The organism is Microbulbifer sp. MCCC 1A16149 (assembly GCF_050368945.1).
In the GTDB taxonomy this organism is placed as follows: Bacteria; Pseudomonadota; Gammaproteobacteria; order Pseudomonadales; family Cellvibrionaceae; genus Microbulbifer.
Genome location: NZ_CP185959.1, coordinates 1,216,129 through 1,242,376 on the forward strand (window position 1 = coordinate 1,216,129; position 26,248 = coordinate 1,242,376).

27 protein-coding genes and 5 tRNA genes are annotated in these 26,248 nt (G+C 57.7%); 22 read left to right on the forward strand and 10 right to left on the reverse strand.

Features of this window, described 5'->3' with window-relative positions; genetic code table 11:
• The first annotated feature begins 369 nt into the window (after positions 1-369).
• The 5 genes from ACONT6_RS05030 to ACONT6_RS05050 are packed head-to-tail and all read left to right on the forward strand — an operon-like array spanning position 370 to position 5,197.
• Positions 370-927 (forward strand): elongation factor P hydroxylase, encoded by a 558-nt coding sequence (locus tag ACONT6_RS05030; RefSeq protein ID WP_428820698.1) that lies wholly within the window; start codon positions 370-372, stop codon positions 925-927.
• Positions 924-1,877, forward strand: coding sequence for a 5'-3' exonuclease (locus tag ACONT6_RS05035; protein ID WP_428820699.1), 954 nt, complete (start codon positions 924-926; stop codon positions 1,875-1,877). Before ACONT6_RS05030 ends, ACONT6_RS05035 begins: the two co-directional genes overlap by 4 nt.
• A complete protein-coding gene (locus ACONT6_RS05040; protein ID WP_428820700.1) occupies positions 1,874-3,025 on the forward strand; it encodes a 4-phosphoerythronate dehydrogenase in 1,152 nt (383 codons plus the stop codon). Before ACONT6_RS05035 ends, ACONT6_RS05040 begins: the two co-directional genes overlap by 4 nt.
• Positions 3,022-4,227: an ATP-NAD kinase family protein gene (locus ACONT6_RS05045; protein WP_428820701.1), complete on the forward strand. Its 1,206-nt coding sequence runs from the start codon at positions 3,022-3,024 to the stop codon at positions 4,225-4,227. The genes ACONT6_RS05040 and ACONT6_RS05045 overlap by 4 nt, the downstream gene beginning before the upstream one ends.
• 19 nt (positions 4,228-4,246) lie before the next feature.
• Positions 4,247-5,197, forward strand: coding sequence for a class I SAM-dependent methyltransferase (locus ACONT6_RS05050; RefSeq protein WP_428820702.1), 951 nt, complete (start codon positions 4,247-4,249; stop codon positions 5,195-5,197).
• On the opposite strand, the gene ACONT6_RS05055 is transcribed toward ACONT6_RS05050, so the two are convergent.
• Positions 5,194-5,589: a hypothetical protein gene (locus tag ACONT6_RS05055; RefSeq protein WP_428820703.1), complete on the reverse strand. Its 396-nt coding sequence runs from the start codon at positions 5,587-5,589 to the stop codon at positions 5,194-5,196. The two genes, ACONT6_RS05050 and ACONT6_RS05055, sit on opposite strands and share 4 nt — an antisense overlap.
• A gap of 23 nt (positions 5,590-5,612) precedes the next feature.
• Positions 5,613-6,827, reverse strand: coding sequence for a pyridoxal phosphate-dependent aminotransferase (locus ACONT6_RS05060; RefSeq protein WP_428820704.1), 1,215 nt, complete (start codon positions 6,825-6,827; stop codon positions 5,613-5,615).
• Between the two features lie 261 nt (positions 6,828-7,088).
• On the opposite strand from ACONT6_RS05060, the gene msrB reads away from it, so the two are divergent.
• The 9 genes from msrB to queF all read left to right on the forward strand — a co-directional run bounded on the left by msrB (position 7,089) and on the right by queF (position 11,782).
• On the forward strand, positions 7,089-7,490 hold the full coding sequence (gene msrB, locus ACONT6_RS05065; protein ID WP_181253745.1) for a peptide-methionine (R)-S-oxide reductase MsrB: 402 nt from the start codon (positions 7,089-7,091) through the stop codon (positions 7,488-7,490).
• Between the two features lie 85 nt (positions 7,491-7,575).
• Entirely contained in the window at positions 7,576-8,442 is an 867-nt protein-coding gene (locus tag ACONT6_RS05070) for a DUF1499 domain-containing protein (RefSeq protein ID WP_428820705.1), read from the forward strand.
• A 207-nt stretch (positions 8,443-8,649) separates the two neighbouring features.
• A tRNA-Glu gene (locus ACONT6_RS05075) sits at positions 8,650-8,725 on the forward strand.
• Between the two features lie 2 nt (positions 8,726-8,727).
• Positions 8,728-8,803: transfer RNA gene (locus ACONT6_RS05080), tRNA-Gly, on the forward strand.
• Between the two features lie 8 nt (positions 8,804-8,811).
• Positions 8,812-8,887, forward strand: a tRNA-Glu gene (locus tag ACONT6_RS05085).
• 76 nt (positions 8,888-8,963) lie between these two features.
• Positions 8,964-9,039: transfer RNA gene (locus ACONT6_RS05090), tRNA-Gly, on the forward strand.
• Positions 9,040-9,176: 137 nt separating this feature from the next.
• Positions 9,177-10,121 carry an ABC transporter ATP-binding protein gene (locus tag ACONT6_RS05095; protein ID WP_428820706.1) on the forward strand — a complete coding sequence of 315 codons (945 nt, stop codon included), beginning with the start codon at positions 9,177-9,179 and terminating at the stop codon, positions 10,119-10,121.
• A gap of 2 nt (positions 10,122-10,123) precedes the next feature.
• The gene (locus tag ACONT6_RS05100; protein ID WP_428820707.1) at positions 10,124-10,897 is read left to right on the forward strand and encodes an ABC transporter permease; all 774 of its coding nucleotides are present in this window, start codon (positions 10,124-10,126) and stop codon (positions 10,895-10,897) included.
• Positions 10,898-10,951: 54 nt separating this feature from the next.
• Positions 10,952-11,782, forward strand: a complete 831-nt coding sequence (gene queF / locus ACONT6_RS05105; protein WP_428820708.1) for an NADPH-dependent 7-cyano-7-deazaguanine reductase QueF — start codon at positions 10,952-10,954, stop codon at positions 11,780-11,782.
• 24 nt (positions 11,783-11,806) lie between these two features.
• Here queF and ACONT6_RS05110 read toward each other — a convergent pair whose 3' ends face one another.
• Positions 11,807-13,201 (reverse strand): adenylate/guanylate cyclase domain-containing protein, encoded by a 1,395-nt coding sequence (locus tag ACONT6_RS05110; RefSeq protein ID WP_181253740.1) that lies wholly within the window; start codon positions 13,199-13,201, stop codon positions 11,807-11,809.
• A gap of 320 nt (positions 13,202-13,521) precedes the next feature.
• Here ACONT6_RS05110 and ACONT6_RS05115 point away from each other — a divergent pair, with 320 nt between their 5' ends.
• The 3 genes from ACONT6_RS05115 (at position 13,522) to ACONT6_RS05125 (ending at position 15,773) form a co-directional block, all read left to right on the forward strand.
• The gene (locus ACONT6_RS05115; protein WP_428820709.1) at positions 13,522-14,082 is read left to right on the forward strand and encodes a nitroreductase family protein; all 561 of its coding nucleotides are present in this window, start codon (positions 13,522-13,524) and stop codon (positions 14,080-14,082) included.
• A 190-nt stretch (positions 14,083-14,272) separates the two neighbouring features.
• Positions 14,273-14,360 (forward strand) — tRNA-Ser (locus ACONT6_RS05120).
• Positions 14,361-14,606: 246 nt separating this feature from the next.
• Positions 14,607-15,773: a GGDEF domain-containing protein gene (locus tag ACONT6_RS05125; protein WP_428820710.1), complete on the forward strand. Its 1,167-nt coding sequence runs from the start codon at positions 14,607-14,609 to the stop codon at positions 15,771-15,773.
• On the opposite strand, the gene ACONT6_RS05130 is transcribed toward ACONT6_RS05125, so the two are convergent.
• Both ACONT6_RS05130 and ACONT6_RS05135 read right to left on the reverse strand, forming a co-directional pair.
• Positions 15,763-16,044 carry a putative hemolysin gene (locus ACONT6_RS05130; protein ID WP_428820711.1) on the reverse strand — a complete coding sequence of 94 codons (282 nt, stop codon included), beginning with the start codon at positions 16,042-16,044 and terminating at the stop codon, positions 15,763-15,765. The genes ACONT6_RS05125 and ACONT6_RS05130 overlap by 11 nt on opposite strands.
• A 71-nt stretch (positions 16,045-16,115) precedes the next feature.
• A complete protein-coding gene (locus ACONT6_RS05135; RefSeq protein WP_428820712.1) occupies positions 16,116-16,502 on the reverse strand; it encodes a DUF2750 domain-containing protein in 387 nt (128 codons plus the stop codon).
• Positions 16,503-16,743: 241 nt separating this feature from the next.
• On the opposite strand from ACONT6_RS05135, the gene ACONT6_RS05140 reads away from it, so the two are divergent.
• Together ACONT6_RS05140 and ACONT6_RS05145 are read left to right on the forward strand one after the other, a co-directional pair.
• Positions 16,744-18,585: a cation:proton antiporter gene (locus ACONT6_RS05140; protein WP_428820713.1), complete on the forward strand. Its 1,842-nt coding sequence runs from the start codon at positions 16,744-16,746 to the stop codon at positions 18,583-18,585.
• Positions 18,586-18,730: 145 nt separating this feature from the next.
• Complete coding sequence (locus tag ACONT6_RS05145; RefSeq protein WP_428820714.1) at positions 18,731-20,035, forward strand: carbohydrate porin; 1,305 nt, start codon at positions 18,731-18,733, stop codon at positions 20,033-20,035.
• 12 nt (positions 20,036-20,047) lie between these two features.
• Here ACONT6_RS05145 and ACONT6_RS05150 read toward each other — a convergent pair whose 3' ends face one another.
• A complete protein-coding gene (locus tag ACONT6_RS05150) occupies positions 20,048-20,602 on the reverse strand; it encodes an NlpC/P60 family protein (RefSeq protein WP_428820715.1) in 555 nt (184 codons plus the stop codon).
• A 195-nt stretch (positions 20,603-20,797) separates the two neighbouring features.
• Complete coding sequence (locus tag ACONT6_RS05155; protein WP_428820716.1) at positions 20,798-21,289, reverse strand: arsinothricin resistance N-acetyltransferase ArsN1 family B; 492 nt, start codon at positions 21,287-21,289, stop codon at positions 20,798-20,800.
• Between the two features lie 109 nt (positions 21,290-21,398).
• Here ACONT6_RS05155 and ACONT6_RS05160 point away from each other — a divergent pair, with 109 nt between their 5' ends.
• Positions 21,399-22,586: a PilT/PilU family type 4a pilus ATPase gene (locus ACONT6_RS05160; RefSeq protein WP_428820717.1), complete on the forward strand. Its 1,188-nt coding sequence runs from the start codon at positions 21,399-21,401 to the stop codon at positions 22,584-22,586.
• A 59-nt stretch (positions 22,587-22,645) separates the two neighbouring features.
• On the opposite strand, the gene ACONT6_RS05165 is transcribed toward ACONT6_RS05160, so the two are convergent.
• The 3 genes from ACONT6_RS05165 to ACONT6_RS05175 all read right to left on the reverse strand — a co-directional run bounded on the left by ACONT6_RS05165 (position 22,646) and on the right by ACONT6_RS05175 (position 24,595).
• A complete protein-coding gene (locus ACONT6_RS05165) occupies positions 22,646-22,975 on the reverse strand; it encodes a hypothetical protein (RefSeq protein WP_428820718.1) in 330 nt (109 codons plus the stop codon).
• A gap of 110 nt (positions 22,976-23,085) precedes the next feature.
• On the reverse strand, positions 23,086-24,033 hold the full coding sequence (locus ACONT6_RS05170; protein ID WP_428820719.1) for a glutathione S-transferase family protein: 948 nt from the start codon (positions 24,031-24,033) through the stop codon (positions 23,086-23,088).
• A gap of 70 nt (positions 24,034-24,103) precedes the next feature.
• Positions 24,104-24,595, reverse strand: coding sequence for a DoxX family protein (locus ACONT6_RS05175; RefSeq protein ID WP_428820720.1), 492 nt, complete (start codon positions 24,593-24,595; stop codon positions 24,104-24,106).
• 148 nt (positions 24,596-24,743) lie between these two features.
• On the opposite strand from ACONT6_RS05175, the gene ACONT6_RS05180 reads away from it, so the two are divergent.
• The gene (locus ACONT6_RS05180) at positions 24,744-25,658 is read left to right on the forward strand and encodes a LysR family transcriptional regulator (protein WP_428820721.1); all 915 of its coding nucleotides are present in this window, start codon (positions 24,744-24,746) and stop codon (positions 25,656-25,658) included.
• Between the two features lie 92 nt (positions 25,659-25,750).
• Positions 25,751-26,245 (forward strand): BLUF domain-containing protein, encoded by a 495-nt coding sequence (locus tag ACONT6_RS05185; protein ID WP_428820722.1) that lies wholly within the window; start codon positions 25,751-25,753, stop codon positions 26,243-26,245.
• Positions 26,246-26,248: the final 3 nt, after the last annotated feature.

A 26,248-nucleotide genomic window follows, 5' to 3' on the forward strand; every position in this document is an offset into this window, starting at 1 on the left:
CTCTCGGGACGATGGCGCTGAGCGGCAGCTGGTTTCCGGTATCCCTATGTTCAAAGGTATATTCTGATCCGCAGAAATACAACCAGCGGAATAGGGTTCTTTGCCTGGAAGTTCCTCCTTATTGGTTGAGTTGGGTGAGATCAGCACAAACGCTGGCCACAACCTGTCGCAGCCGGCGCCGGGGCTGGTCTTGATCCCCCCGCGCCCGCTGTTATAGTCCGCGCCAGCCGGGCACCGGCGGCGAGTATCGCCTCCGGGTGCCAAACCCCGTTGCAGGAGCCTGTGGTGTCAGATACAGCGCCGATCTCATTTCAAGAAGAGCAAGTTCCGTACCATCTTGCTCGCGTCCACGTCGACTCAGGCAGTTCGGTGACTGAACGTATAGTCACGGTCTTCGAACGCTGCTTTTCTGATGCCGAGGGACTGAATACGCGCCTTGTCGGGGGGCACGAAGAGCCTTATTACCGCCCCGCAGACGACGCACCGGGCAGCGTTCACCAGATCGAGTTCACCCGCGACTATGCCGCCAGCGCCCTGCACGAGGCCGCACACTGGTGTGTGGCCGGAGCCGAGCGCCGCCGTCAGCCGGATTATGGCTACTGGTACGCTCCCGATGGCCGCAGCGCCGCCCAGCAGGTGGAGTTTGAACGGGTAGAGGTAAAACCCCAGGCGCTGGAGTGGATTTTCTCCGTCGCCTGCGGTCTGCGCTTCCGGGTGAGCGCGGACAACCTGGATGCCGGCCTCGGCCCCAGCCCGGCCTTCAAACGCAATATCTGGCAGCAGGTGCAGCGTTACTGTGAGTGTCCGGGAGTGGGGAAACCTGCAATCAACCACCGCGCCATCACCTTTGCGCGCGCGCTGGCCCGCGCCTTTGGCTCCCCCGATCCGCTGCGTGCAGAACGCTACCGTCTGGAGGACCTGGGATGAGCGATGTCTACCTGGTCGATGCCTCGGTCTATATTTTCCGCTACTACTTTGCCCTGCCTCCCAACTGGGAGAGCCGCTCCGGCTACAGTACCGAAGCGGTATACGGTTTCAGCAATTTCCTGCTGGACCTGCTCGCCCGCCAGCCGGGGCATATTGCCTGTGCTTTTGACGAGTCCCTCGGCAACTGTTTCCGTAACGACATCTATCCGGACTACAAATGCAGTCGTGCACTGCCTGATGAGCCCCTTGCCTACCAGCTCGCCGCTTGTCGTGAGATGGCCGAGGCGCTGGGGATAGCGAGTTACGCCAGTGATCGCTACGAGGCCGACGATATCCTTGCGACTCTGACCGCGCGTTGTGTGCGCAGTGGTCTGTCGCCGGTGATCGTCACCCGGGACAAAGACCTGGGGCAGTTACTGGATCGCGGCGCTACCAGCCTGTGGGATTTTGCCGCGGACCAGTATCTCGGGCGCGCCGAAATACAATACAAGTTTGGTGTGCGTCCTGCGCAGATTGCCGACTATCTGGCGCTGGTGGGGGATGCCATCGACGATATACCGGGCGTCCCCGGAATCGGCGCCAAGACGGCCGCGCGCCTGCTGGCTGAATTTGACAGTATCGAAGCGCTGATTGCCGGAGCAGGTGAGATAGCTGGCCTGAAAATCCGTGGCGCCGCCGGTATCGCTGCCAAGGTCACGACCCATGCCGAACAGATGCGCATGGCCCGCCGTCTTGCTGAGCTTGAATATGCGGTGCCGCTAGCAGGTGAGACCGGCGACGCGGCCATTCCCAGTGCGCTGGTGCGCAAACCGGTACAGCCCGAGCTGGCCATTGCCCTGGCGGAAGAATTCGGTATCGGCGGACTCGCCGGAAAAATTCGACGCACCCTGGAAATTGGCCAGAAAAATTCCCAGGAAAGTTCCGCAGAAGTGAGTATCGCGACCCCATGACAACCGACTCCGGTGTAACACCCCCTTTGAATATCGTTGCCGACGAAAATATCCCCGGGCTCGAAACCTGGTTTGCTGACCTGGGTACCATTACCCGGGTTCCCGGTCGCAACATGAATCGCGCACAACTGGCTCAGGCGGATATTTTGCTGGTGCGCTCGGTGACCGAAGTAAACCGGTCTCTGCTCGAAGACACACCGGTGCGTTTTGTGGGCAGCTGCACCATCGGTACCGATCACCTGGATATCCACTGGCTGGAGCAGCAGGGGATCTCCTGGAGCGCCGCGCCGGGCTGCAATGCGAATTCGGTGGTCGAGTACGTGTTCTGTGCGCTGGCGGCACTCAATGTGGACTGGCGGGATCGCAGTTTCGGTATCGTGGGGTGTGGCAACGTGGGCGGCTCACTTCAGCGGAAACTGCGTGCCCTGGATATTCCCTGCAAAATTTACGACCCGTGGCTGACGGATAATCCGGACGCGGCGGAACTGCACAGTGTCCTGCAGCAGGATGTGATCTGCCTGCACGCACCGCTGGTTAAGGGTGGGCCGCACCCGAGCCTGTATATGTTAGATAAAAACACGCTCGCGGCAATCAAGCCCGGCGCTGTACTTATCAGTGCCGGGCGCGGCTCGGTGATCGATAACGCTGCATTGTCAGAACTGCTCCATGACCCGAAACCGTTTACCACCGTGCTGGATGTGTGGGAAAACGAGCCCGACATCAATCTGGAACTGCTCGCAAAAACTGATCTGGGCAGTCCGCATATTGCCGGATACAGCCACGACGGCAAGCTCGCGGGAACCCGTATGATTCGCGAGGCGGTGGATACGGCGTTGTCATTGCCTGCAACAAACAAATCCGAAGCTGGGGAGGTCGCAGACACACAACCTCGCCATCTCACAACGGCAGCCACTGGCTACGCCGCCATACGCGAGCTGTTACTGGCTATGTACGATCCGCGGGCCGACGATCAGCGGCTGCGCACGGCGGCAGACGCTGCCCGCAGCGGCACACAAACCATGGCGGAATCATTCGATCTGCAGCGCAAGCGGTATCCCAAACGCCTCGAATTTTCGCACTACCGTATGCAGGCACCGCAACTGGATGCGGCGACGCGCAAGCAACTGGAGATACTGGGGCTCAAGTGAAACTCAAGAAACTTGGACTGATTATCAATCCCTGGGCGGGAATTGGCGGGCCGGCGGGGCTCAAGGGCAGCGACGGGGAAGAAACCGTCGAGCGCGCGTTAGAGGCGGGGATTCAGCCGCAGTCACACAAGCGCGCAGCGATTGCACTGCAGGCATTGATTCCGTTTGCCGGCGAACTGGAAATCGTCACCTTTGCTGGCGACATGGGCGAAGCGCTGGCGTGCGAGCTCGGCTTTACCGTCAGCGTGGTAGGTGCTGCGGCATCCGGACGCTCCACCCCGGCGGATACGGAGACTGCGGCGCAGTCTATCCGTGACGCAGGAGCAGATCTGATTGTATTCGCCGGAGGCGACGGTACCGCGCGCAACATGGTCAATGCACTGGGGGATACTTTCCCGGTTCTCGGAATTCCCGCCGGTGTCAAAATGCACTCCGCCTGTTTTGCCATTTCCCCGAAAGCCGGCGGCGAAGTGTTGCGCCGGCTGATGTCCGGTGAGCTGGTAGACCTGCATCAGCGCGAAGTGCGCGATATCGATGAAAAGTCCTTTCGCGAGGGGCGTGTGAGCACCCGCTACTACGGCGAATTGCTGGTGCCGGAAGAAGGGCACTTTCTGCAGGCGGTTAAAAATGCCGGTCGTGAAGTGGAAGAGCTGGCGGTGGCCGATATCGCGGCGCAGATTGTTGAAGACATTGAAGAGCAGGATCCGCAGACCCTGTATATTGTCGGCCCGGGTTCAACCACCCTGGCAGTACTGTCTGAGCTCGGCGCCGACGGCACGCTGCTCGGGGTGGACCTGTGGCAGGACGGTGAACTGCTAGCGGCGGATGTGAATGCGGTACAGATCGCTGAGGCGATTCAGCAGCATCGCAGCAAAACGCAGGATGTCCCGGTAAAAATTATCCTTACCGCGATTGGTGGCCAGGGCCATTTGATTGGCCGCGGCAATCAGCAGCTGACGCCGGATGTTCTGCGGGCAGTAGGGCGCGCACAACTGATGGTGGTGGCAACCAAAACCAAAATTACCGAGCTGGGTGGGCGGCCGTTACTGGTGGATAGTGGTGATCCTTCACTGGATGCCGCCTGGAGCGGGTTTATTCCCGTGGTCACCGGTTATCGCGATGAAATTCTTTACCCGCTGTCAGGGGATGGCAGTGGCGAATCCCCGGCACCCGTGACAGCAACCCCCGCGCCCTCAGCGTAGAAAACAGGCGAGCATTACATTGAATTGGGAATCCCTGCTGCAGGTTGTGCGCAGCAAAGTTGAAGAGGCGCATGCCGCGGAAAACTGGCTGGACAGCCGCCGTCTGTTCCATGGCCGCGGTAATTGTTATCCGGGGTTCGAGCGCGTCTGTGTGGATAGCTATCACCCGGCAATTCTGGTGACGCTGTTCGAAGAATACGAAGCGGAAGACGAGCTTGCACGGCAACTGTGGGCGTTGCTGCAGCCGTTCGGCTATACCGGGCTTGCGGTGCAGCGCCGATACCAGCCGCGCGCGCCCATTGTGTGGGAGTGTGGTGAGCTGGTGGAGGCGCCGGTTGCGCGCCGTGGCACACTGCAGTTTCCACTGACCTTTGATCGCCAGAATGTGGGTTTTTTCCTGGATATTGAATCCGGGCGGCGCTGGCTGGAGCAGCAGGTACGGGACAAGGCCGGGCAGCTGGATAACCTCAAGCTCCTTAACCTGTTCTCTTTTACCTGTGCGTTTTCGGTGGTCGCGCGGGCGGCGGGTGAGCTGGAGATCCTGAATATCGATCTCAACAAGGGCGTTCTGAAGCGCGGACAGGCGAACCATCAGTTTAATCAGTTGCCCATGAAGGGCGTCCGCTTTGTCGCCCGGGATGCATTGCGGGACTTCAAGCGATATGACCGCAGTGGTCCCTTCCAGCTGGCAGTGGTGGATCCGCCCACACGGCAGCGCGGTGCGTTTGAGGTCGAGACGAACTATGCCAAGTTGCTGGAAAAACTTCCGGCGTGTCTCGCCAATGAAGCAGACCTGTTATTGGTACTGAATTCACCGGCACACAGTGAGGCGTATTTCCGCGAAATGGTTGCTGCGGCCAACTCGGGGTATAGCGTGGTAGAGCGCCTGCCGCAGAATCCGGACTTCCCTGACAGTGACCCGGATGGGGCACTGAAGATGTTGCACGTGCGGTTTAACCGCAGCGGTTAATGTTCGAGGCGCTTCATCAGCGCCACCATCAGCTCTTCGAGTTGGGGCGACGAACCCTCACGTACTATCCGATCCAGTTTCTCCGCATTACTGACACCGTCCTCACCGCGGGTGACCATCAACAAAAAGCTGTGGTGGGAGAGGGCCGCCTCTTCCACCGCTTCCTGGCGAACCAGTTGGGAAAAACGGATATAACCGCACTCCTTGAGCCAGGTCATGGCGCCAAGGCAGGCGAGGTGGCGGGGGGAATGCAGGCCGAATTCATCCGGCGTGTCCGGCCCCGCGATATCCTCCACGTACAGCGTGGCAGGTGCGGGGAACTGCTGGAACAGCGCCAGCAGAATACGCCCCGCATCGCGGTAGAAGTCGTGGATATGTAAATCGTCCAGCATGCTCTCTTTTCGTCGCCTGGGGTTTACTGCGTGTAGCGCTCGAGGAAATTGCCGAGGCGATCGATCGCATGGGAGAGATCGTCGGCGCGGGGCAGGAATACGATCCGCAGGTGATCCGGGGCATCCCAGTGGAAGGCACTGCCCTGTACCAGCAGGATTTTTTCCTGGCGCAGGAAGTCGAGCACGAACCGTTCGTCGTTCTCGATCTTGTGCCGGTCCAGGTCAATGCGCGGGAACAGGTAAATGGCGCCCTGCGGTTTGACACAGCTCACCCCGGGAATCTCGTTCAGCATACGGTGTGCGAGATCGCGCTGCTGGCGCAGTCGGCCGCCGGGCAGTACCAGGTCGTTGATGCTCTGGTAGCCGCCGAGGGCGGTCTGTACCGCGAACATGGCCGGGACGTTGCCGCACAGGCGCATCGAGGAAAGAATATCCATGCCCTCGATAAAGCCCCGCGCGCGATGCTTTGCGCCGCTCACAACCATCCAGCCCGAGCGGAATCCGGCAAGGCGGTAGGACTTGGACAGGCCATTGAAGCTCAGGCAGAGCACATCTTCGGCGAGGGTGCCCATGGGGGTAAACACGGCGTCGTCGTACAGGATCTTGCTGTAGATCTCGTCGGCAAAAATGACCAGGTTGTGCTGGCGTGCGACTTCCACGATCTGTTGCAGCAGTTCCTTCGGATAGACTGCACCGGTGGGGTTGTTCGGGTTGATCACCACAATGCCGCGAGTACGGGGAGTGATCTTGGATTTGATATCTTCGATATCCGGCAGCCAGCCCGCCTGCTCGTCGCAGCGGTACAGTACCGGCTTGGCTCCGGTGAGATTGGTGGCCGCCATCCACAGGGGATAGTTGGGCATCGGCAACAGCATTTCATCGCCGGTGTTCAGCAGCGCCTGGGTGGACATGGAAATGAGTTCGGACACCCCGTTACCCAGGTAAATATCGTCGATATCCACTCCGGGAATACCCAGTGTCTGGCACTCCTGCATGATCGCCTTGCGCGCAGCAAACAGACCTTTGGATTCCACATAGCCCTGTGCCTGGGACAGGTTGTAGATCACGTCCTGCAGGATTTCATCGGGCGCGTCGAAGCCGAAGGGCGCCGGGTTGCCGATGTTCAGCTTCATGATCCGGTGGCCTTCTTCTTCCAGGCGGGTTGCCTGCTCCATGACGGGCCCGCGAATCTCGTAACAGACGCCGTGGAGTTTTTCCGACTTGTGAATATCCTTCATTGCTGTGTTCTTTAAATAGGCTTTCAACAGTAAACCGGATGTCTGTCTAGACAAACCAGTGGGCAAATTCTTCTAATTGGTGCCTGACTTTTAGTAGGCTTTGCTACCAGTCATGGAACCGGGTTGGCCAACGTCCGGTTTTTAGGGCCGGTCACGATGGGTATGACACCATGGGTAAGAGAAGGTGCTGCCGCTAAGCGTTGTGCCGGGCAGGGTAATGCCGCTGGATACTGACTTATCAGGCGAAAAAGGAGTCACAGTATGTCAAAAGAAAAAGACGATAACTACTGGCGCGAGCGCCTGACCGATGAAGAATTTCGTGTTTGTCGCGAGGCCGGTACCGAACGTCCGTTTAGTGGCGAGTACTGGGACCTGTTCGAGGATGGTACCTATCGCTGTCGCTGCTGCGGCGAGCCCCTGTTCCACTCCTCGACCAAATTTGATGCCGGCTGCGGCTGGCCGAGCTTTCACAGCGAGGTGGAGAAGGGAGCTATCGAAGAGCGGGTCGACAATAGCCTGGGAATGCGTCGTATCGAGATCCTCTGCGCCAATTGCGGCTCTCATCTGGGGCACGTGTTTCCGGACGGGCCGGCGCCCACCGGCTTGCGCTATTGTGTAAATTCCCTGTCGGTAAAACACGACCCGGACGAAGGCGCCGACTGAGAGGCGCAGCCGGGTCACAGAATGCCGGATACCGTCCGGCAGCTGCACGCTGACAGTTCCACTAACCCTAGCGTGGAGATCTGTAATGATTCGATCCGGGCGACCGCGCCACTGGAGCCGCTGGCTGTACCGTGTGCAGTGGCTGCTGCTGTCTCTCATCGGTCTCGGTGTGGTCGGTGTGCGGGTGGGGCTGCTGGACCTGGATTCCGCCTATGCGCTGTTTGGTGCGCTGGGGCTGGCAATGATCGCCGTGGCGCTTTTTTCTATGCTGGTATTCCTTTGGGGGCTAGTGCGACGGCACGGGGAGGCGCGCACAGCGGCCCTGTGGGCGATGGTGCTGGGGCTTGTGCCGGTGGCGCTGCCCCTGTTTACCGTGGGCCAGCACAACCTGAATTCCCCGGCGTTGTACGACATCACTACCGATACCGTCGATCCCCCCCAGTTCGACCTGTTGCTGTCCCTGCGCAGGGAGGGTGACCACAGCCCAGACTATCCGGGCCCCACCTCGGCGAAGGTGCAGCAGGCTACCCCGGCCTACAGCGACATCCAGCCGCTGATTCTGTCCTTGCCGGTGTCCGACGTACTGACCCATGCGGAGGCGGTGGCGCGGGAGCTGGGTTGGCGTGTCATTGCGGTCAAGGCGGGGCAGGGGCGCCTGGAAGCGGTGGACAGCACCCCGATCCTGGGGATTACCCAGGACATTGTGGTGCGGGTCAGGCCGGTAGGGGAGAGCACAAAGCCAGACTCCTCAGGCACGGGCACAGAGACCGGGGCCAAGGACGCAAAAGGCGCCGATGCGAAAGAGGCGGCGGCAGGGGAGGCCGGCAGCGCTGATGTGCGGGTGGATATGCGGTCTGCTTCCCGTATCGGCAACCGCGATCTGGGAAGCAATGCAGCCAGAATCCGCAAATTCATGCGGAGACTGGAGAGGCGTGCCGAAGGGGCGCGCTAATCTACGTCCGCATCGTCAGCTGGATTCCGGGGGCGCGAGCGGTCGTTTTGTCGGCGGCTTTGTAAGTGCCTGTATGCAAAGGAAAAATTTCTTAATATTTTTTCATTCGGGTGTTGACAGCCCCCCGGGGTCTCCATAGAATGCGCCCCACTTCGACGCAGTACTGACTTACGGAAACGTGGTTGGCAACGCTGAGAAGGATTCTGGGTCCCCATCGTCTAGAGGCCTAGGACACCGCCCTTTCACGGCGGTAACAGGGGTTCGACTCCCCTTGGGGATGCCATTGCGGGAATAGCTCAGTTGGTAGAGCGCAACCTTGCCAAGGTTGAGGTCGCCGGTTCGAACCCGGTTTCCCGCTCCAGTTCCTATGTCCCCATCGTCTAGAGGCCTAGGACACCGCCCTTTCACGGCGGTAACAGGGGTTCGACTCCCCTTGGGGATGCCAATACAGCAGGGTCGCAACGTAACGACGATCTTGCAAAACCGGGCCGGAAGATTTAACTTCTGGCTCGGTCAAATTCGCGGGAATAGCTCAGTTGGTAGAGCGCAACCTTGCCAAGGTTGAGGTCGCCGGTTCGAACCCGGTTTCCCGCTCCAAATAAAGAAAGCTGCTCAATTGAGCGGCTTTTTTTATGCCTGCTATTCGGCGCCGGGCAAATATCCCCAATTTCTGTGCGGTTGCAATATCTGGGGCGAGGGCGTTGAATAAGCGCCCTTACCGTCTGGAGGAAGTAATGACAGCTGCACTGTCCATTCGCAATCTCGAAAAAACCTACGATAACGGTTTCCAGGCACTGAAGGGCATTAGCTTTGATGTGCAGCCGGGAGACTTCTTTGCTCTGCTGGGGCCCAATGGCGCCGGCAAATCCACCACTATCGGCATCCTGTGTTCCCTGGTGCGCAAGACCGCCGGGGAGGTGTCGATCTTTGGGATCGATATCGACAAGGACTTCCCCAAGGCCAAGCAGATGCTCGGTGTTGTGCCTCAGGAGTTCAACTTCAGCCAGTTTGAGAAGGTCTTCGACATTGTCTGCACCCAGGGCGGCTTCTACGGTATGCCGCGCAGTCTGGCGGAAGAGCGTACGGAGAAGTACCTGCGCAAGCTGGGGCTGTGGGACAAGCGCAACACCCAGGCGCGGATGTTGTCCGGCGGTATGAAGCGGCGCCTGATGATTGCCCGCGCACTCATCCATGAGCCCAGGCTGTTGATTCTGGATGAGCCCACCGCAGGTGTGGATATCGAGCTGCGCCGCTCCATGTGGGAATTCCTGCAGGAGATCAACAAGCAGGGCACCACTATCATCCTCACCACCCATTATCTGGAAGAGGCGGAGAGCCTGTGTCGCAATATCGCCATCATTGACCAGGGCGATATTGTGGAAAACACCTCGATCAAGTCCCTGATCAAAACCCTCAGCCGGGAAGTATTTATTCTCGATGTGCGCGAGTCACTCGGCGAGGCGCCGGACTTCGGCGAGTTTGATGGGCGGCTGGTGGACGAGCACAGTCTGGAGGTGACTGTGGAAAAGGGGCAGTCACTGAGTGACCTGTTTACCCTGCTGAGCGCGCAGAACATTGCCGTGACCAGCATGCGCAACCGCGCCAACCGGCTGGAGGAGCTGTTTGTCTCCCTGCTCACTGAGAACAAGAAACAGAAAGCCGATGGAGAGGAGGGGTAGTTATGAGCCTGCAATTAATCTGGACCGCCTTCTCGACCATTTTTCGCCGGGAAGTGCGTCGTTTTATCCGTATCTGGCCGCAGACCCTGGTGCCGCCAGTCATCACCATGTCGCTGTATTTCGTGATATTCGGCTCCCTGATTGGCAGCCGTATCGGTGAAATGGGCGGTTATTCCTATATGGAGTTTGTGGTGCCCGGTCTGATCATGATGGCCGTGATTACCAACTCTTATGGCAATGTGGTGTCATCCTTCTACAGTGCCAAGTTTCAGCGCAGTGTGGAGGAATTGCTGGTATCACCCACGCCCAACTGGGTGGTGATGGCGGGCTATGTACTCGGCGGTGTTGCCCGCGGGCTGATCGTTGGGCTGGTGGTTACTCTGATCGCTCTGGTTTTCACTTCGCTGACGGTCCAGCATATCGGGCTGACGGTGCTGATCGTATTCCTGACCTCGGTGCTGTTCGCGCTGGCCGGGTTTATTAATGCGATTTTTGCCAACAGCTTTGACGATATCTCTATTATCCCCACCTTTGTACTGACGCCGCTGACCTATCTCGGTGGGGTGTTTTATTCCATCGAGCTGTTGTCGCCCTTCTGGCAGGGGCTGTCCAAGCTGAACCCCATTCTCTATATGGTCAACGCCTTCCGTTACGGTGTGCTCGGCGTGTCCGATATCAGCGTGGGCTGGGCATTCGCAGGTGTGCTGGTGTTTATCGCTGCACTGTCCGCCTGGGCGCTGCACTTGATGCGTCACGGCAAACGCCTGCGGCACTGATTGAATATTGATGGTTCGCCTGCATGGCAGGCGAACAAATGCGTGAGTCAACACATGAATCGAGAAGACTGGCAAAACCTGCCCCTGGGGCAGGAGACCCGCTACGAATCCAGCTATAACCCCTCCCTGTTGCATCCGATCCCGCGCTCGGTATCCCGGGCCCAGTTGGGGTTGGAGGAGGACGCGCTGCCGTTCAGTGGTGCGGATGAATGGTGGGGCTTTGAATTGTCGTGGCTGAACCCGAAAGGCGTGCCGCAGGTAGCGGTGGCGCGCTTCCGGTTCGCCGCCAGCAGTCCGTTCATGATCGAGTCAAAGTCCTTCAAGCTATACCTGAACTCCTTTAACCAGAGTCAGTTTGGTACTGCCGATGACGTGCGCGCAGTACTCGAGAAAGACCTCAGTGCCGCTGCGGGCAGCGACGTGGCAGTAACGTTATACGACGTTGAAGACGCAGCGCTGGATGTGCACAAGCCGGTCGGAACCTGTATTGACCAGCTGGATATCCAGGTGCAGACCTATCAGCCGGATGCGGAGCTGCTGAAGTTGCGCGAGGGCAATGACGTCGTAGAGGAGGTGCTCTACAGCCACCTCTTGCGCAGTAACTGCCCCGTCACCGGGCAGCCTGACTGGGCAACGGTTTCCATTGATTACCGGGGGCCGGCGCTGGAAAGGCAGGGGTTGCTCGCATACATCATTTCATTCCGCGAGCATCAGGATTTTCACGAGCACTGTGTGGAGCGGATGTATTGCGACCTGCAGAAGCTCGCGGACTTCGAGAAGCTGACGGTGTGCGCCCGCTATACCCGTCGCGGAGGGCTGGATATCAACCCGCTGCGGACGTCTGCGGGTGAGATTGAGTTTCCGGGAAGGTTTGCGCGGCAGTAAGCCGCGCCTTACTGTACCGGATATCTAGATGATGACCTTGCTCTTGAGGCGTGCCTGCGCCTTTTGCAGGGCCTGCAGCACTTTTTCCTTGTCGTAGTTGCGCACCTTGTCCAGATCCAGATGCATGGCGAATCCGGGAGCATGTTCTTCCAGGTAGCTCTGCTGGCCGCCGAGGTTCTTGCGCAGGTCGGTCACCGAGTACACCTTCACCGGAGTGCTGAATCCTTTCACGCTAACGTGGCCCTTGTCGCGGCACATGACCGTCTGTTTGATCATCGCCCAGGTTTCGTGGCTAATCAGTACCTCGCCCGGCTCCGCAGCGCTTTCCAGGCGGGCCGCCAGGTTCACGTGGGTACCCATCACCGTGTAAGTCTGGTGGTCTGCAGTGCCGAACACCCCGACCGTGCAGTAGCCGGTATTGATGCCCATACGGATCTGCAGCGGGTGGGAGATCCCCTGGTCGTACCATTCCTGCATCATCTCCCGCACGCGTTTGCGCATTGCCAGCGCCATGGCTACGCAGCGCAGCGCGTCGGATTTGGGGCCCTTGCTCTGGTCATCCCCGAATACCACCATCACCGCGTCGCCGATAAATTTGTCGATGGTTCCGCCGTAGTGGGCCACGATGCGCGACATTTCAGTGAGGTAGTTATTCAACAGGCCGGTGAGGGTTTCCGCCTCCATCTCTTCGGTGAGCTGGCTGAAGTCCTTGATGTCGGAGAAAAATACCGTGAGCAACTTGCGCTCGGTGACGATCTCTTTGTCCTTGCCTGTCGTCACCGCGCGCCACAGGCGTTTGGGCAGGTAGCGGGAGAGCTTGTAGCTGGCCAGGTTGGCTATGCGCTGTTCTTTTTCCAGCTTCTGGTTTTGCTCCCTAAGGCGCGCAAGCTGTTTGTGGGTGTAGAAGGCGTAACAGCAGAAGTAAGTAAACACCCCGATCAGGCTGGCAGCGCTGATATTGAGATCGGCATTGACCACCAACGCAGGGCGGTGCACTACATAGCCGAGGCCTACGCCCATTAGCATGGCGGTGTTGTGTTCAAACCAGCAGCGGCCGCCGCCCTGGGTGAGGGCATTGAACTGGATCATGGTCAAAAACAGCAGGCTGGGCAGCAGGCTGAAATTGGCCATGGCCATAGCCATGCCGATCAGGAGGGCGTCGGTAAAGGAGAGCCAGCGGCGAACCTGTTCAGCGGTTTCCGGTACGCTGCGGCGGGAAATCTGGTGTGCAACAGGGATGTACGCCAACAGCAGCGCTGCCATCGCCAGCTGCAACAAGGTGCTCTGGGTGATAAGCGCCGACCAGTTGATGCTGTTGAGCAGCGTGCCGGAAGCTGCAAAACAGATCAGGGCGCGGAAATAGAGCGGATACCGGGAATCTTGCTGGCGGCCGCGGGTTTCTTCTGGCTGATTCTGCATGAACGCGGGTCTTATCGATAACTGTATTGATCCGGGAGCATTTTGTTCTCATCTCGTCCCCGTCAATTACTGGCGGACATCAACTTCTATTGCCGTGCGAAGGGAAGTACCGCCAGAGCCTCAGCTTTTTTCATTATAACGAGGCCTGGATCACTGACAGGCGCAAAGTTTAACCTCTTGCCGCAGTGAAAGCGACGGCATTTGAGGATAAGGTTCTAAGTGGTACGTTCGTACAGCATTTGCAGCTAACACATTTGGGGTAGAATCCCCGTCCCCCTCGGGGGAGTTATTTCGTACCGTTCAATATCAGGAGGCAATGGATGGACGCGCTGGAGGCACTGCACAACCGGGTATCAATTGGGGTTTTGGGCGAACCAGCACCGAATAGTCAGCAGCGGGAGGCCATTTTCCGCTCAGCCCTGCGCGCCGCCGATCATGGCAACCTGCGCCCCTGGCGCTTTCTGGTGGTAGAGGGCGAGGCGCGCGCCCGCATGGGGGAGATTTATCTCGAGGCCAGTCAGTCTGGCGAGCCCCTCAGCGAAGCCCAGCGCGAACGCACCCTGGCCATGCCCCTGCGAGCACCGCTGGTGGTAGTTGCAATCACTCGCCTGCAAGAGCATCCCAAGGTACCTTACAACGAGCAGCGCATGTCTACCGCCGGTGCGGTACAGGCCATGCTGACCGCTGCCTTTGCCGAGGGCGTCGGCGCATACTGGCGCACCGGCGCGCTGGCCGAGAACCGGGCGGTCGCCGAAGGCCTCGGCCTCGCTGAAAATGAAGAGATCAGCGGCTTCATCTATATGGGCACCCCACAAAAGCCCCCGAGACCGGCACCAGACCTGGCTGTAGCGGACTTTTTTGCCGACTGGACCGGCGAGTGAGTCAAACCCGGATGTGCGGCTGGCGGGATTTTTTGCGAAATGCACTTGCACCCGCCGCTGCCTTTCTGTAAAGTTCGCGCTCGCTGATCGGGAGCTATGTTACTGATTAGCAAGGCAAAACGCCGACGAGCCCGCAGGCGTGCGGATGAGGCTCGCTAAACAATTCACAAACAACGCAACAATCAGTTTCGGTGAGGTGTCCGAGTGGCCGAAGGAGCACGCCTGGAAAGTGTGTATGTCGAAAGGCATCGAGGGTTCGAATCCCTCCCTCACCGCCATTAAACAAAAAAGCCCGGCTAAAAGCCGGGCTTTTTTGTTTAACGACGATGAGGTCGGGTGAGAACCCTCGCGGGGTTCGATCAACTCGCCAAAGCGAGTTGAGACCGAGGCGAAGCCGAGCCCGCAGGGGCAAAACATGCACTAGCGTGTTTTGAGTCAATCCCTCCCGGTTTTTGAATTAGCTTCACAAGTGCAACGAAGCCAACCCCTTCCTCATCTCCACCCCCTCCCAAAAAAATAAAAAAATGAACACGCAAAAGCCAACCCTCGCACAACAAGTCCGAGCCCAAAAAATTGCCAGTGTGTACCGACACACCTGGACACTTTCTATCAGCCACCCGATCGCCGGCGCCTTGCTGGTTGCCAATTTCTGGGACGTTGCCCACCCGTTACCGCTCCTGGTGTGGCTCGCGGCCGTGATTCTGGTGGCAGTAATACGGGTGCCGCTTTACTGTCACTACCGCAAGAACGAAAAAGATGTCGCCCAGTGCCGGCGTTGGGGGTATTACTTTGCCGCCATGTCGGCACTACAGGGACTGCTTTACGGGGTCGCCTGGGTTGCTTTTGTTCCAGCGGGAGACCCGTTTTATTTGTCAGTGGTATGCCTGTGGGTGATGGGGTTGAGCGCCTGTGCGGTCGTGGGGTATGCGGCGGAACCGAAGACGCTGCTGGCATTTTTTATCCCGGTGGTGGTGCCGGGCGCCGTGCTGCTGGTGCTCGATGGAAGTGAGCGCATGCAAATCCTCGCGGCCGCAATAGTACTGTACGGCGTGGTGATCTTGCTGGCGTCGGCACCGGTATATCGTTCCATCGTACGCTCGATAGAGTTGAATATCCGCCTGCGGGAACTTTCCGAGCAGGACGGTCTTACCGGCCTCGCTAACCGACGGCATTTCGATGAAACCCTGCAAAAAGAGCTCGACCGCGCTGCACGGCGCGATCAGCCGCTGTCACTGCTATTGCTGGATATCGATCACTTCAAGGCGTACAACGATCACTACGGGCATGTTGCCGGGGATCACTGCCTGCGCCTGGTGAGTGATGCCATTGCCGGATGCGTTCGCCGCAGCGGCGAACTGCTGGCGCGTTACGGTGGGGAGGAGTTCGCGCTGCTGTTACCGGGTACCGACAAGGCTGAACTTGCGGTTACCGTCGAGCGGCTGCAGCAGGCTATTCGGGAGTGTGCCATTCCTCACCAGGGTAGAAACGATGGGAAAGGTATTGTTACCGCCAGTATCGGCGGAACTACCGTGGAGGGCATACACGGGGGATATCCGGCGAGCCCGGAGCGCTTGATCGACAACGCCGATACGGCGCTGTACATGGCGAAAAATCACGGCCGCAACCAGTATCACTTTTTCTGCGGAAGATCCGGGCAATTGGCCGAGGCAGAGCCCGGTACTATTGCGTAGTGTCCACCGCTTCGCAGCGCTTTTCCTTCATCAGAATCCAGGCATCGCATTCTTCGCCATCCGGTGAGATACAGGTGGCGACCTGGTCTCCGGAGGGCAGTGTCCTGGTCTTTGGAATACCGCCCATTTCCGCACAGTGTTCCGCAGCGGGGTTTGGCATGTCGACGGGCTTGCCTTTGCCACTGCCGCCCTGTGGGATGCCATCGCACGCTACCAGACAGGAGAGTGCGAAGGCGGAGATTCCTACAATAATGTAGCTCTTTCTGTTCATACCAGCAGGCTTCCTTGCATCGCTTGGTAATACTCTAGTCCGCAGACCACCGGTGTCGGCAATGGGGTGGCTTAAAACCGGTCCAGTTCGTCGCGCAGATCCTGCTCGAGATCCTTTGAATCGGTGATCCACACGCTGTTGTCGGCTCCCGGAAACACGCCTACTTCGATTCCGTCTTTATCCAGTCCCGGCAGCCAGCGATTGAGGAACTGGGGCAGGGGAATACTGCGGGTGGTGAGATCGCTCTCTCCCTCGGCATAGGCCTCGGCGAATGCCTGTGACGGCCACAGGGGCAGGTACTCGAAGCCGCCCTGTTCGTCGGAATGCAGTTTCAGGAAGTGCTCATCGCTGTTGATCAGAATCCAGACTTCACGCTCTTCTCCGGTGACATCCAGAAAGTATTCGTAACGGGCTTCGCAATCCAGTTCGAGAATTGCCTGTAGTTCTTGTGCGCTCATGGTTTGCCCTTTTGGTAAATCTTGGCTGGTGGTGCAAGCGGCTGGCACGGAAGTGATTTGGCGCCATTGCTGCCTCCCGGGTTCCAGGGGGCTCTCTACACCGGTATTCACTTTATACGGGATTGTACAGAACCGATAGCCGTCCGTTCCCTCGTGTAATTATGAGTCATTGAATTCCGGAGACGATTCGTTAACTTAGCATCAGCGCTCGAATAATTATCTCAATCGGCAAGCCATCTCTATGCAAGAACTGATATCGAACCCAATGGCCCTGTTAGTAATGGTGGGGATCGTGTCGATTGCGTGCCAGTATCTGGCGTTTATGCTCAAGTTGCCGGCGATCCTGCCGCTGCTGCTGGCGGGGATTGTACTGGGGCCGATGACCGGGGTGCTCGATCCCGACGCGCTGTTTGGCGATCTACTGTTCCCGCTCGTATCGCTGGCGGTGGCCATCATCCTGTTTGAGGGGGCGCTTACCCTCAAGTTTTCCGATATCGCCGGGCACGGCACCATGGTGCGCAACCTGTGCACACTGGGCGCCCTGGTAACCTGGGTAATCGCCACACCGGCCGCTCATTATGTGCTCGGCATGCCCCTGCATCTCGCGGCGCTATTTGGCGCCATTGTCACCGTAACCGGGCCAACGGTGATCGTTCCCATGTTGCGCTCGGTGCGCCCCAACACCCGTATTTCCAATATTCTGCGCTGGGAAGGCATTGTTATTGATCCCATCGGAGCGCTGCTTGCGGTGCTGGTGTACGAGTACATCGTGGCGTCGCAAAATGCCGTCGAGCACACCCTGGTCATACTGCTGAAGGTTGTGGCCATCGGTTTTGGCCTGGGTTCGCTGATGGGCTACTTCCTTGGCACGCTGCTCCGGAACAACTGGGTACCGCACTACCTGCGCAATACCGCCGTCCTCACCCTGATGCTGGGCGCCTACGCCGCATCCGATCTGATGGCCCACGAATCCGGCCTGCTCACGGTAACCGTGATGGGTATCTGGATGGCCAATATGAAGAACCTGGACGTCGACGATATTCTCGAGTTCAAGGAAACCCTCAGCGTATTGCTGATTTCCGCGCTGTTTATTCTGTTGGCAGCGCGGGTGGAATTCTTCACCCTGGCACAGCTGGGGTGGGGCGCGCTGCTGGTGCTCGCGGCGATTATGTTTGTCGCCAGGCCGCTCTCTGTATTTCTGTCTTCTCCGGGTTCTGGTCTCAACTGGCGCGAGCTGGCAATGCTCAGCTGGATCGCCCCGCGGGGTATCGTTGCCGCTGCGGTATCCGCGCTGTTTGCCCTGAAACTGGAACCCTTCGGATTGCCAAAATCGGAACTGCTGGTACCGATGGTCTTTCTGGTGATCATTGCCACTGTCGTCCTGCAAAGCCTGACTTCCAAGCCGATCGCCAAGTTGCTCGGGGTGCGCGCCCCTTATCCCAATGGGTTCCTGATATTTGGGGGCAGTAAGTTTGCGCGCATGCTGGCGAAAGATCTGATGGAAAAGGATATTCCGGTCAGGATTGCCGATACCAACTGGGATGCCATAAGCGAGGCGCGCATGGAAAATATCCCCACTTATTACGGCAACCCGATCTCGGAACACGCGAGCCTGACCATGGACCTTTCAACCATTGGCAAGGTTCTCGTCCTGTCGCCTTACAAGCAGTTGAATCCGCTGGTCACTTATCACTTCGAACATGTGCTTGGCGAAGGGGCGGTGCTGGGGTTGAGCCATGGCGGCCAGGAGGGGCGGGCCAGCCACCGGGTTTCGGATGACTACGCGAAGAAGCTGGCGCTGTTTTCAGAGAATGCCACCTATAGCCGCATCGCCAGCCTGGTAGCGAGAGGCGCAACCATAAGGACAACACGCATTACCGAGGCTTTCACTTTTGACGATTACAAGGAAACCTACGGCAATCGTGCGACAAAGCTTTACGCCTTAGACCCCCAGGGCAGAGTGCATATTTACACCGTTTCACACGATATTGCGCTCAAGGAGGATTGGCAGATTGTCAGTCTGATTGCACCCGAAAAGGTGGTGGAGCAGGCAGCTGACAGCGCCCCACTGGCAATCAGTTAGCGGGCTCTGACGGACTGGCGCCGTCAGGTTCCAAGGTGCCCACCGCTGCGTCGAAACCCATAGCGCGAAAACTGACTACACTCTGTCCGGGATGCTACCAGTTAAGCTGTTGAGCTAATCAAGGGTAAGTGCGCGAGAGGCTGCTATGGGACGGAGTTTAAAGCGGGTAATTGCAGTAACCATGGTTACCTGCATTGTCTTTTTGCCGGAGGTTTTTGCGCAAAACGTTGACCAAGCCGACAACGGGACGTCTCTTTGCTCTCGTCCAGCCTTGTTCGACTGTCCCGGCGGGGCGAGGCAAACCTTGCGAGATCGCGGGGTAAACATCGATGCCAGGCTCACACAGTTTTCCCAGGGCGTCCTCGATGGTGATGGCAGTAAAAGTTGGCAGTACGGCGGCAAGGGAGACCTGATCGTAAATCTTGATATGTCGAAGCTGGGATTGTGGCGCGGCTTTTCTGTCAATGTGCACCAGGAATGGATTTACGGGGAAGATGCCAACAACCCGGGGAATGGAGAGCTGTTTCCGTTCAATACGGCGCTCGCCTATCCGCGACTGGGGGGGAGCGATAGTGAAACGGCACTTACGCTGAGACAGCAATTCGGGGACAGTACATCGTTAAGCTTTGGCAAGTTCAATATGTTGAGCTTCGCCGCCAAAAAACCTCTCGCCGGCGGTGGTGGCCTCGATACGTTCATGAATATCGGGCTCGCTGCTCCGATTAGTGGCGTGACGCCGCCATACCTATTTGGCTTTATTGGCGCGCACAAAACCGAGCACGCAGCCTTCACACTCATGGTCTACGATCCGCGCAATTCACAGGATCAGGAGGTCATCAAAAACCCTTTTTCGGAAGGCACAACCACCAGTATCTCGGCGACGTTCCCGGTGAAAGTCGCGGACAACAAGGGTTTCTACAGTGTGCGCGGCGTCTACAGCTCAAAATCGGGGTTTGACCTTAATTTGATACCGGCCCTGCTTGATCTTCCGCCCGAGTCTGAATCTCTGCTGGCGAAAAAAGGCTACTGGTATTTAAGCGCCGCTGCGCAGCAATATCTCTACCACACGCCAGGTAATCCGGATGCCGGTTGGGGGCTTTTTTTAGAAGCGGCTGCATCCGATGGCAATCCCAACCCGCTTAAATGGCATTTCCTGGTTGGTCTGGGCGGTCAGGGGCTGCATCCTGACCGACCGCAAGACCGGTGGGGAGTCGGTTATTTTAAATACGGTTTGAGCAAAAAACTGGTCGATGGGCTGGCAATCATCGGCAATACCATTCCATTCGATCCTACCTTTTTCATCCGTGACGAACAGGGCGTAGAAATTTTCTACAATCTGCACGTAACACCCTGGCTGCGTATTACCGCTGACCTGCAAAGGGTTAAGCCGCACGAGCAGGGACGCCCCGATGTAACTGTTGGTGCGGTGCGAGCGCAAATTCGCTTCTGACTGGGGCGGAGGTTAACTACGACCATCTATATCCAGCCTGCGCGCGCGCCAGTAGCGACTGTTCCAGTAGTGTTCCGATAAGTGGGAAATGGTCACGCCCCTGGAAACAGAGGCGTGAAGGAACTGCCCATTCTCGATATATATCCCCACATGCCGACCCCGGCGACCGGTCTTGAAGAACACCAGGTCTCCCGTGCGCAGCTGGTTGCGTTTGATGGCCTTGCCGGCCTGGGCCTGGTATCTGGTGGTACGGGGAAGCTGGATGCCCATGTGATCGCGGTAGGTGAGCAATACCAGTGCCGAGCAATCGATGCCGCGCTTGCTCATACCCCCGAATTGATACCGGGTGCCCTTCCACTCTTGATACTGCTTGTAGAGGCGTGTTTTGACTAACTCAGAGGGCGAGGGGGATGGTTTGGGCTTGGATTGAGGGCGTTTGGCTTGGGGGAGAGGGTGTTCTTGTGAGGCGCGGGGCGTGTCTTGCGGCGAATGCTGGTAGGGAGCCATGCTGCATCCGGCGGTGGTGATGATCGCAGTTATATGGAGTAATAGCAGTCTTCTTTTCATTGGGGGTACATCTGTGCGATCACGGCAATCGACGCGGAGGGGTGGCGCCCGGATTGAATTCTTCTAATGCACTATCGTACCAGTTGAAACTGAATAGACGCTGAACTCTGTTTTGGGTAAAAATTAACCAGTTTTGCTGTCTTGTTGAAGTGTCGACCAGGCCCGCATCGGGCCAAGCTGTTCGTGCAAACGACCTCAAGATTGCAGTAGGCACTGCCAGTAACCCACATCTACCCACTGATCGAACTTTCGCCCCACTTCTTTGAAGTGTGCCACTTTCTGCATACCAAATTTCTCGTGCAGCGCCACACTCGCTGCATTCGGCAGTGCGATACCGCAGATCACCGCGTGAATGCCGCGCGACTTTAGTTGTCCAAGTAACGCCTGATACAGTGCGGAACCCCAACCTTTAGCGGTAGCGTTCGGATCCAGGTAGACGGTGGCTTCCACTGAATATCTGTACGCGTTGCGGCTTTTCCATTTCGTTGCGTAGCAGTAACCAATTAACTGGCCATCGTTTTTGGCCACCAGCCACGGCAGTGCATTGCTGCCACATTCTTCGATACGGCGCGCTATCTCGTCAGCAGATACCGGCTCTATTTCGAAGGTAATACAGGTATGTTTGACATAGTGGTTGTATATCGACGCGATATTTTGAGCATCTTCTATATGCGCGTTTCGTATCATTCTTCGCTCCCTGCTCCGCTTCACATTCACAGTGTTTTTCTTTGCCGCATGTCACAGTTTTCGATAAGCTTTGCGCTCGATGATTTTCGCGCCAGCAGGAACTGTATCAATGGATTTTACCGGTTATCTCCGTGTACTCGCCAAAAATGATGGCTCTGATCTCTATTTGAGCACCGGCGCGCCGCCCTGTGCCAAGTTCCAGGGGGTACTGAAACCCCTTAGTAAAGAGCCCCTTGGCCCCGGGGAGATCGAAAAGATCGCCATGGATATCATGGATGACGAGCAGCGCGATGAGTTCAAGCGCGAGCTGGAAATGAATCTGGCGATGACCATCCCCAATGTGGGTCGCTTCCGGATCAATATTTTCTGGCAACGCAATCAGGTCTCCATTGTTGCGCGAAATATCGTCACCGAGATTCCCAAGTTTGATGACCTCAAGCTGCCGCCGATCCTAAAGGACGTGGTGATGGCCAAGCGTGGCCTGGTGCTGTTTGTGGGGGGGACCGGCTCCGGTAAATCCACCTCGCTGGCAGCGCTGATCGATCACCGCAATACCAACAGCGGTGGCCACATCATCACCATCGAAGACCCGGTGGAGTATGTGCACCGACACAAGAAGAGCGTGATCAACCAGCGCGAGGTAGGTGTGGACACCCGCAGCTTCCATGCCGCGCTGAAGAATACCCTGCGCCAGGCACCGGATGTGATACTGATCGGCGAGATCCGCGATCGCGAGACTATGGAGCACGCCATCGCCTTTGCCGAAACCGGCCACCTGGCAATTTCCACCCTGCATGCCAACAACGCCAACCAGGCCCTCGACCGGATCGTAAACTTTTTCCCTGAAGAGCGTCGCCCACAACTGCTGATGTCACTGTCGCAGAATATCCGCGCCTTCGTATCCCAGCGCCTGGTGCCCACGGTGGACGGCAAGCGCTGTGCCGCCGTCGAGATCCTGCTGGGAACACAGACCATCAACGAGCTGATCCTGAAAGGCGAGTTCCACAACATCAAAGAAATGATGGAAAAGTCAGAAAACCTCGGTATGCAGACGTTTGACGGCGCGCTGTTCAAACTCTACGTGGAAGGCCGTATCAGCCACGACGAGGCGATCAAGAACGCGGACTCTGCCAATAACCTGCGTTTGCGGATCAAGATGTATGAAGAAGGCAAGAAACCAAAAGTGGTGGCCGCGGAAGCAGAAGGGGAAAGCAGCGGCAGCACAAAATCCGGCGGCGGCCTGTCGTTGTCTCTGGAGTCCATAGAGGACGAAGAGGAAGAGGTGATGCAATTCTGAAGGGGCGAGGGATCCGGAGAGTGCAAAGCCGGTAGATCATAGTGCCCCGTGGCAGCGAATCAGATCGCTGCCACAACGCCACCGAGTAACAGGGTAAGTGCAATGGTGAGAAGGCCCTGAATAATTGCGATCAGAATGCCTTTAAGAAACCCGGTTCCCAGCACCAGCATATAGGCGATGGCGGCGAGGGGGATGGTGATCAGCAGGCCGAGCTCTTCAGTGACGCCGGGAATCATCCCTCCGACGAAATGTTGGATGATTACTGCCAGCAGCAGGGCAAACAGACAGGAGAAAACCCCAGTATTACGCGCTCCCAGCATGCCGGCGGCCATTTTCAGTGGCAGCACCAGGATTGCCACCACAACGATGAGGAGGATCAGAAATTCCATAGACTATCCCGCGGATGTTTAGGGTGAATGTGTCCTGACTATAGCGCGACAGTATCCCCTTAGCACCCGTTCTTCCGTGAAGTCCCTGCGGAACAGTTCTCCAGGTTCCATCAAATACGGCGCGGCCCCTCCGGAACAATCCCTGTGGGATTGAGCGCTTTGATCGAATAGTAGCCCGCCTTGATATGCGCCAGCTTCACCGTTTCCTGTACGCCCTCTAATTCGAGCACCCGGTGCATATAGCGGTGCAGGTTTGGCATTTCCTTGAGCGTATTGCGATTGCACTTGAACAGGCCGAAATACGCAGCATCAAATCGCACCAGCGTGACAAACAGGCGGATATCGGATTCGGTGAGGTCATCGCCGAACAAAAATTGTCGGCCGTCGGCGAGTCGCGATTCCAGCTCATCCAGTGTGGCGAATACACGGTTATACGCCTCTTTATAGGCAAATTGGGTAGTCGCAAAGCCGGCCTGGTAAACGCCGTTGTTCAGGTTTTCGTAAAGGTAACCGTTTAACGCGTCGATATCCTCTGCCAGTACGGCGGGGTAGAGGTCGGGTCCGTGGTTACCCAGATGGCTGAAGGCGCTGTTGAGCATACGCACGATATCAGCGGACTCATTGTTGACGATGGTCCCGGTGTGCTTGTCCCACAGCACCGGTACCGTGGCGCGCCCGGTAAAGTTGGGATCGGCGCGGGTGTAGAGTTGATGCATGTAGTGCGCGCCATTCAGTGTGTCCTCGTCGGCGCCACTAAAGCCGCCGAACGCCCAACCCTGATCGGTAAGCACCGGGTTGACCACCGACACACTGATGACCTCCGTCAGGCCCTTCAATTGACGCGCCATCAGGGCGCGGCTCGCCCAGGGGCAGATGTAGGCCACGTACAGATGGTAGCGGCCGGCCTCTGCCTTGAAGCCTGCTCGGCCCGTGACACCGGCTGAGCCGTCAGCGGTCACCCAGTTGCGAAAGGATGACGTCTGCCGAATAAAGCGGCCATCGTCGTCTTCCTGTTGCACCGGTTGCCAATTTTCCTGCCAAACGCCATTTACTAACATGCTGTCACCACTTCTCGATATGTGTGCGCCCCCGGCTGGGGGCGCAAGAGGGGATTGTCAACGTTTGCTATCAGGCAGTGTGGCCTGTGGCTTGCGCCACTTGCAGATCGCGATCGTCGGCCAGGAGGTTGCTCAGGCCGTTATCCACCGAGAAAGCGCCGCCACCCTGGATGGCCAGGGCCAAGGTCGCCCCGAACAGGGCCAGAGCATATTCATAGCCGTTGTTGGTCAGGAAGAAGCCGTTGCTGATATGGGCGCTGAAGATCGCCACCAGCATGGTGACGGCACTTACCGCAGCGGCCGGGCGGGTAAGCAGGCCGAGTATCAGGGCGAGGCCACCAAAGAATTCCGCACTGCCGGCCAGCAGGGCCATCAGGTATCCGGGCGCCAGGCCGATGCTTGCCATCCATTGGCCGGTGCCTTCCAGCCCGTATCCGCCGAACCAGCCAAACAGTTTCTGGGCGCCGTGGGCGGCGAGGATGATCCCCACCGGTAAACGCAGGGCGAGCGCGCCCAGTCCAGCGTTAGAGTTCAAAACCTTGTTGATCACTTGCGTAGTCATAACCGTTCTCCGAGTTGTTGGGTTTGGGCTTGGTGTACAAACCTCACCAGCTTGGAAATCAGTTTAATGGCAACGTGGTGGGGTATAAACGTGCAGTTTGTTGGTCTACTATCAACATATTGTTGGCAATATGGTTGGTTATGCTGCTATGGACCGGATTACCGCGCTGAACGCCTTTGTGGCGGTCGCTGACGAAGGGGGCTTTAAAAAGGCCGCAGACAAGTTGGAGCTGTCGAACCAGCTGGTCAGCAAGTACGTGTCACAGCTCGAAGAACACCTGAAGGTGCGCCTGTTCAACCGCACCACGCGGCGGGTGCATCTGACAGAGGAGGGAGAGCAGTGCTACCAGTTCGCCGCGCAGATCCTGGAAAGCCTCACAGACATGGAGAGCCAACTGGGACAGATGCAGAGCGAAGCCCAGGGACTGCTGCGCATCAGCGCCCCGGTCACTTTTGCCACACGCCACCTGGCACCGCTGATTGGGGAATTTAAACAAGACCACCCGTCAGTAGGCATCGAACTGCAGCTTAATGACCGCAAGGTAGATGTGGTGGAGGAGGGGTTTGATCTGGCGCTGCGTATCGGCAACTTGAAAAGCTCTTCGCTGATCGCCCGGCGGCTGGCGCCAATACGCCTGGTGGTATGTGCATCCCCTGAATACCTGGCGCGGGAGGGCGTACCGGAGACCCCGGAAGACTTAAATCCGGAACACTACCTGCGCTACAGCTATATGGAGTCGAGCCGGGGGGATTCCCGGCTGATGACCGCGCTGAAAAGAAGCCAGCCTGTTGGTGCGGCGGGTATCGCGTGCAATAACGGTGAAATCCTTATGCAGGCCGCTATTGCCGGACAGGGTTATGTATTACAGCCCACTTTTATTGCGGGCGAAGCGATCAAAGCGGGTAAGCTGCAAATCATCCTGCAGGAGTTTGAACCCGAGCCGCTGGCACTGTATGCGGTATATCCCCACAGGAAACTGCTGGCCACCAAGCTTCGGGTGTTTATCGATTTTATCAGCAGTTACTTTGGTGATCCGCCGTACTGGGATGGGTTTGATGGCTAGCCGCCCAAGCGCGGTCGGTATTTAAAACTGATCCAGGATCCAGTTGGCGGCGTAGTAAGGGCGAATACATCTCGAATAAATTGGGCCGAACTATGAGCGAACTTATCCGGCTGGTCTATGCCAGCCGTGCCGCCTTTGAACCTGTGCCGGTAAAGCAGGGCGTTGAACCTTCCGTGGGGCGTATCCTGATGCAGAGCCGCAGGAACAATGCACATGCCAATATTGGTGGCGTGCTGTATTTCGGCGATGGTTACTTCTTTCAGGCGCTGGAAGGCGAGCGCCAGGCCGTCAATCAGGCTTACCAGCGCATTGCGGCGGATTCGCGACATCGGGACGTGACGATTCTGTCATTGAAGACGGTATCGAAGCGGTTCTTTGCCGACTGGTCGATGAAGTATGTCCCGGCGGAAGACGCGGTAAAGCAGTTTATCCGCAGTAGTAACTACCAGCGCTTCGAGCCCCTAAAATTCCAGGAGGCTGAGGCCGAAGCGCTGATCGAACTTTTCCACGAGTATGGCGATGCTGGTGCCAAGACAAAGAAAAAGGGCAGTGGCTGGTTTGGCTGGCGAAGGCTGTTTGCGTCGTAAACC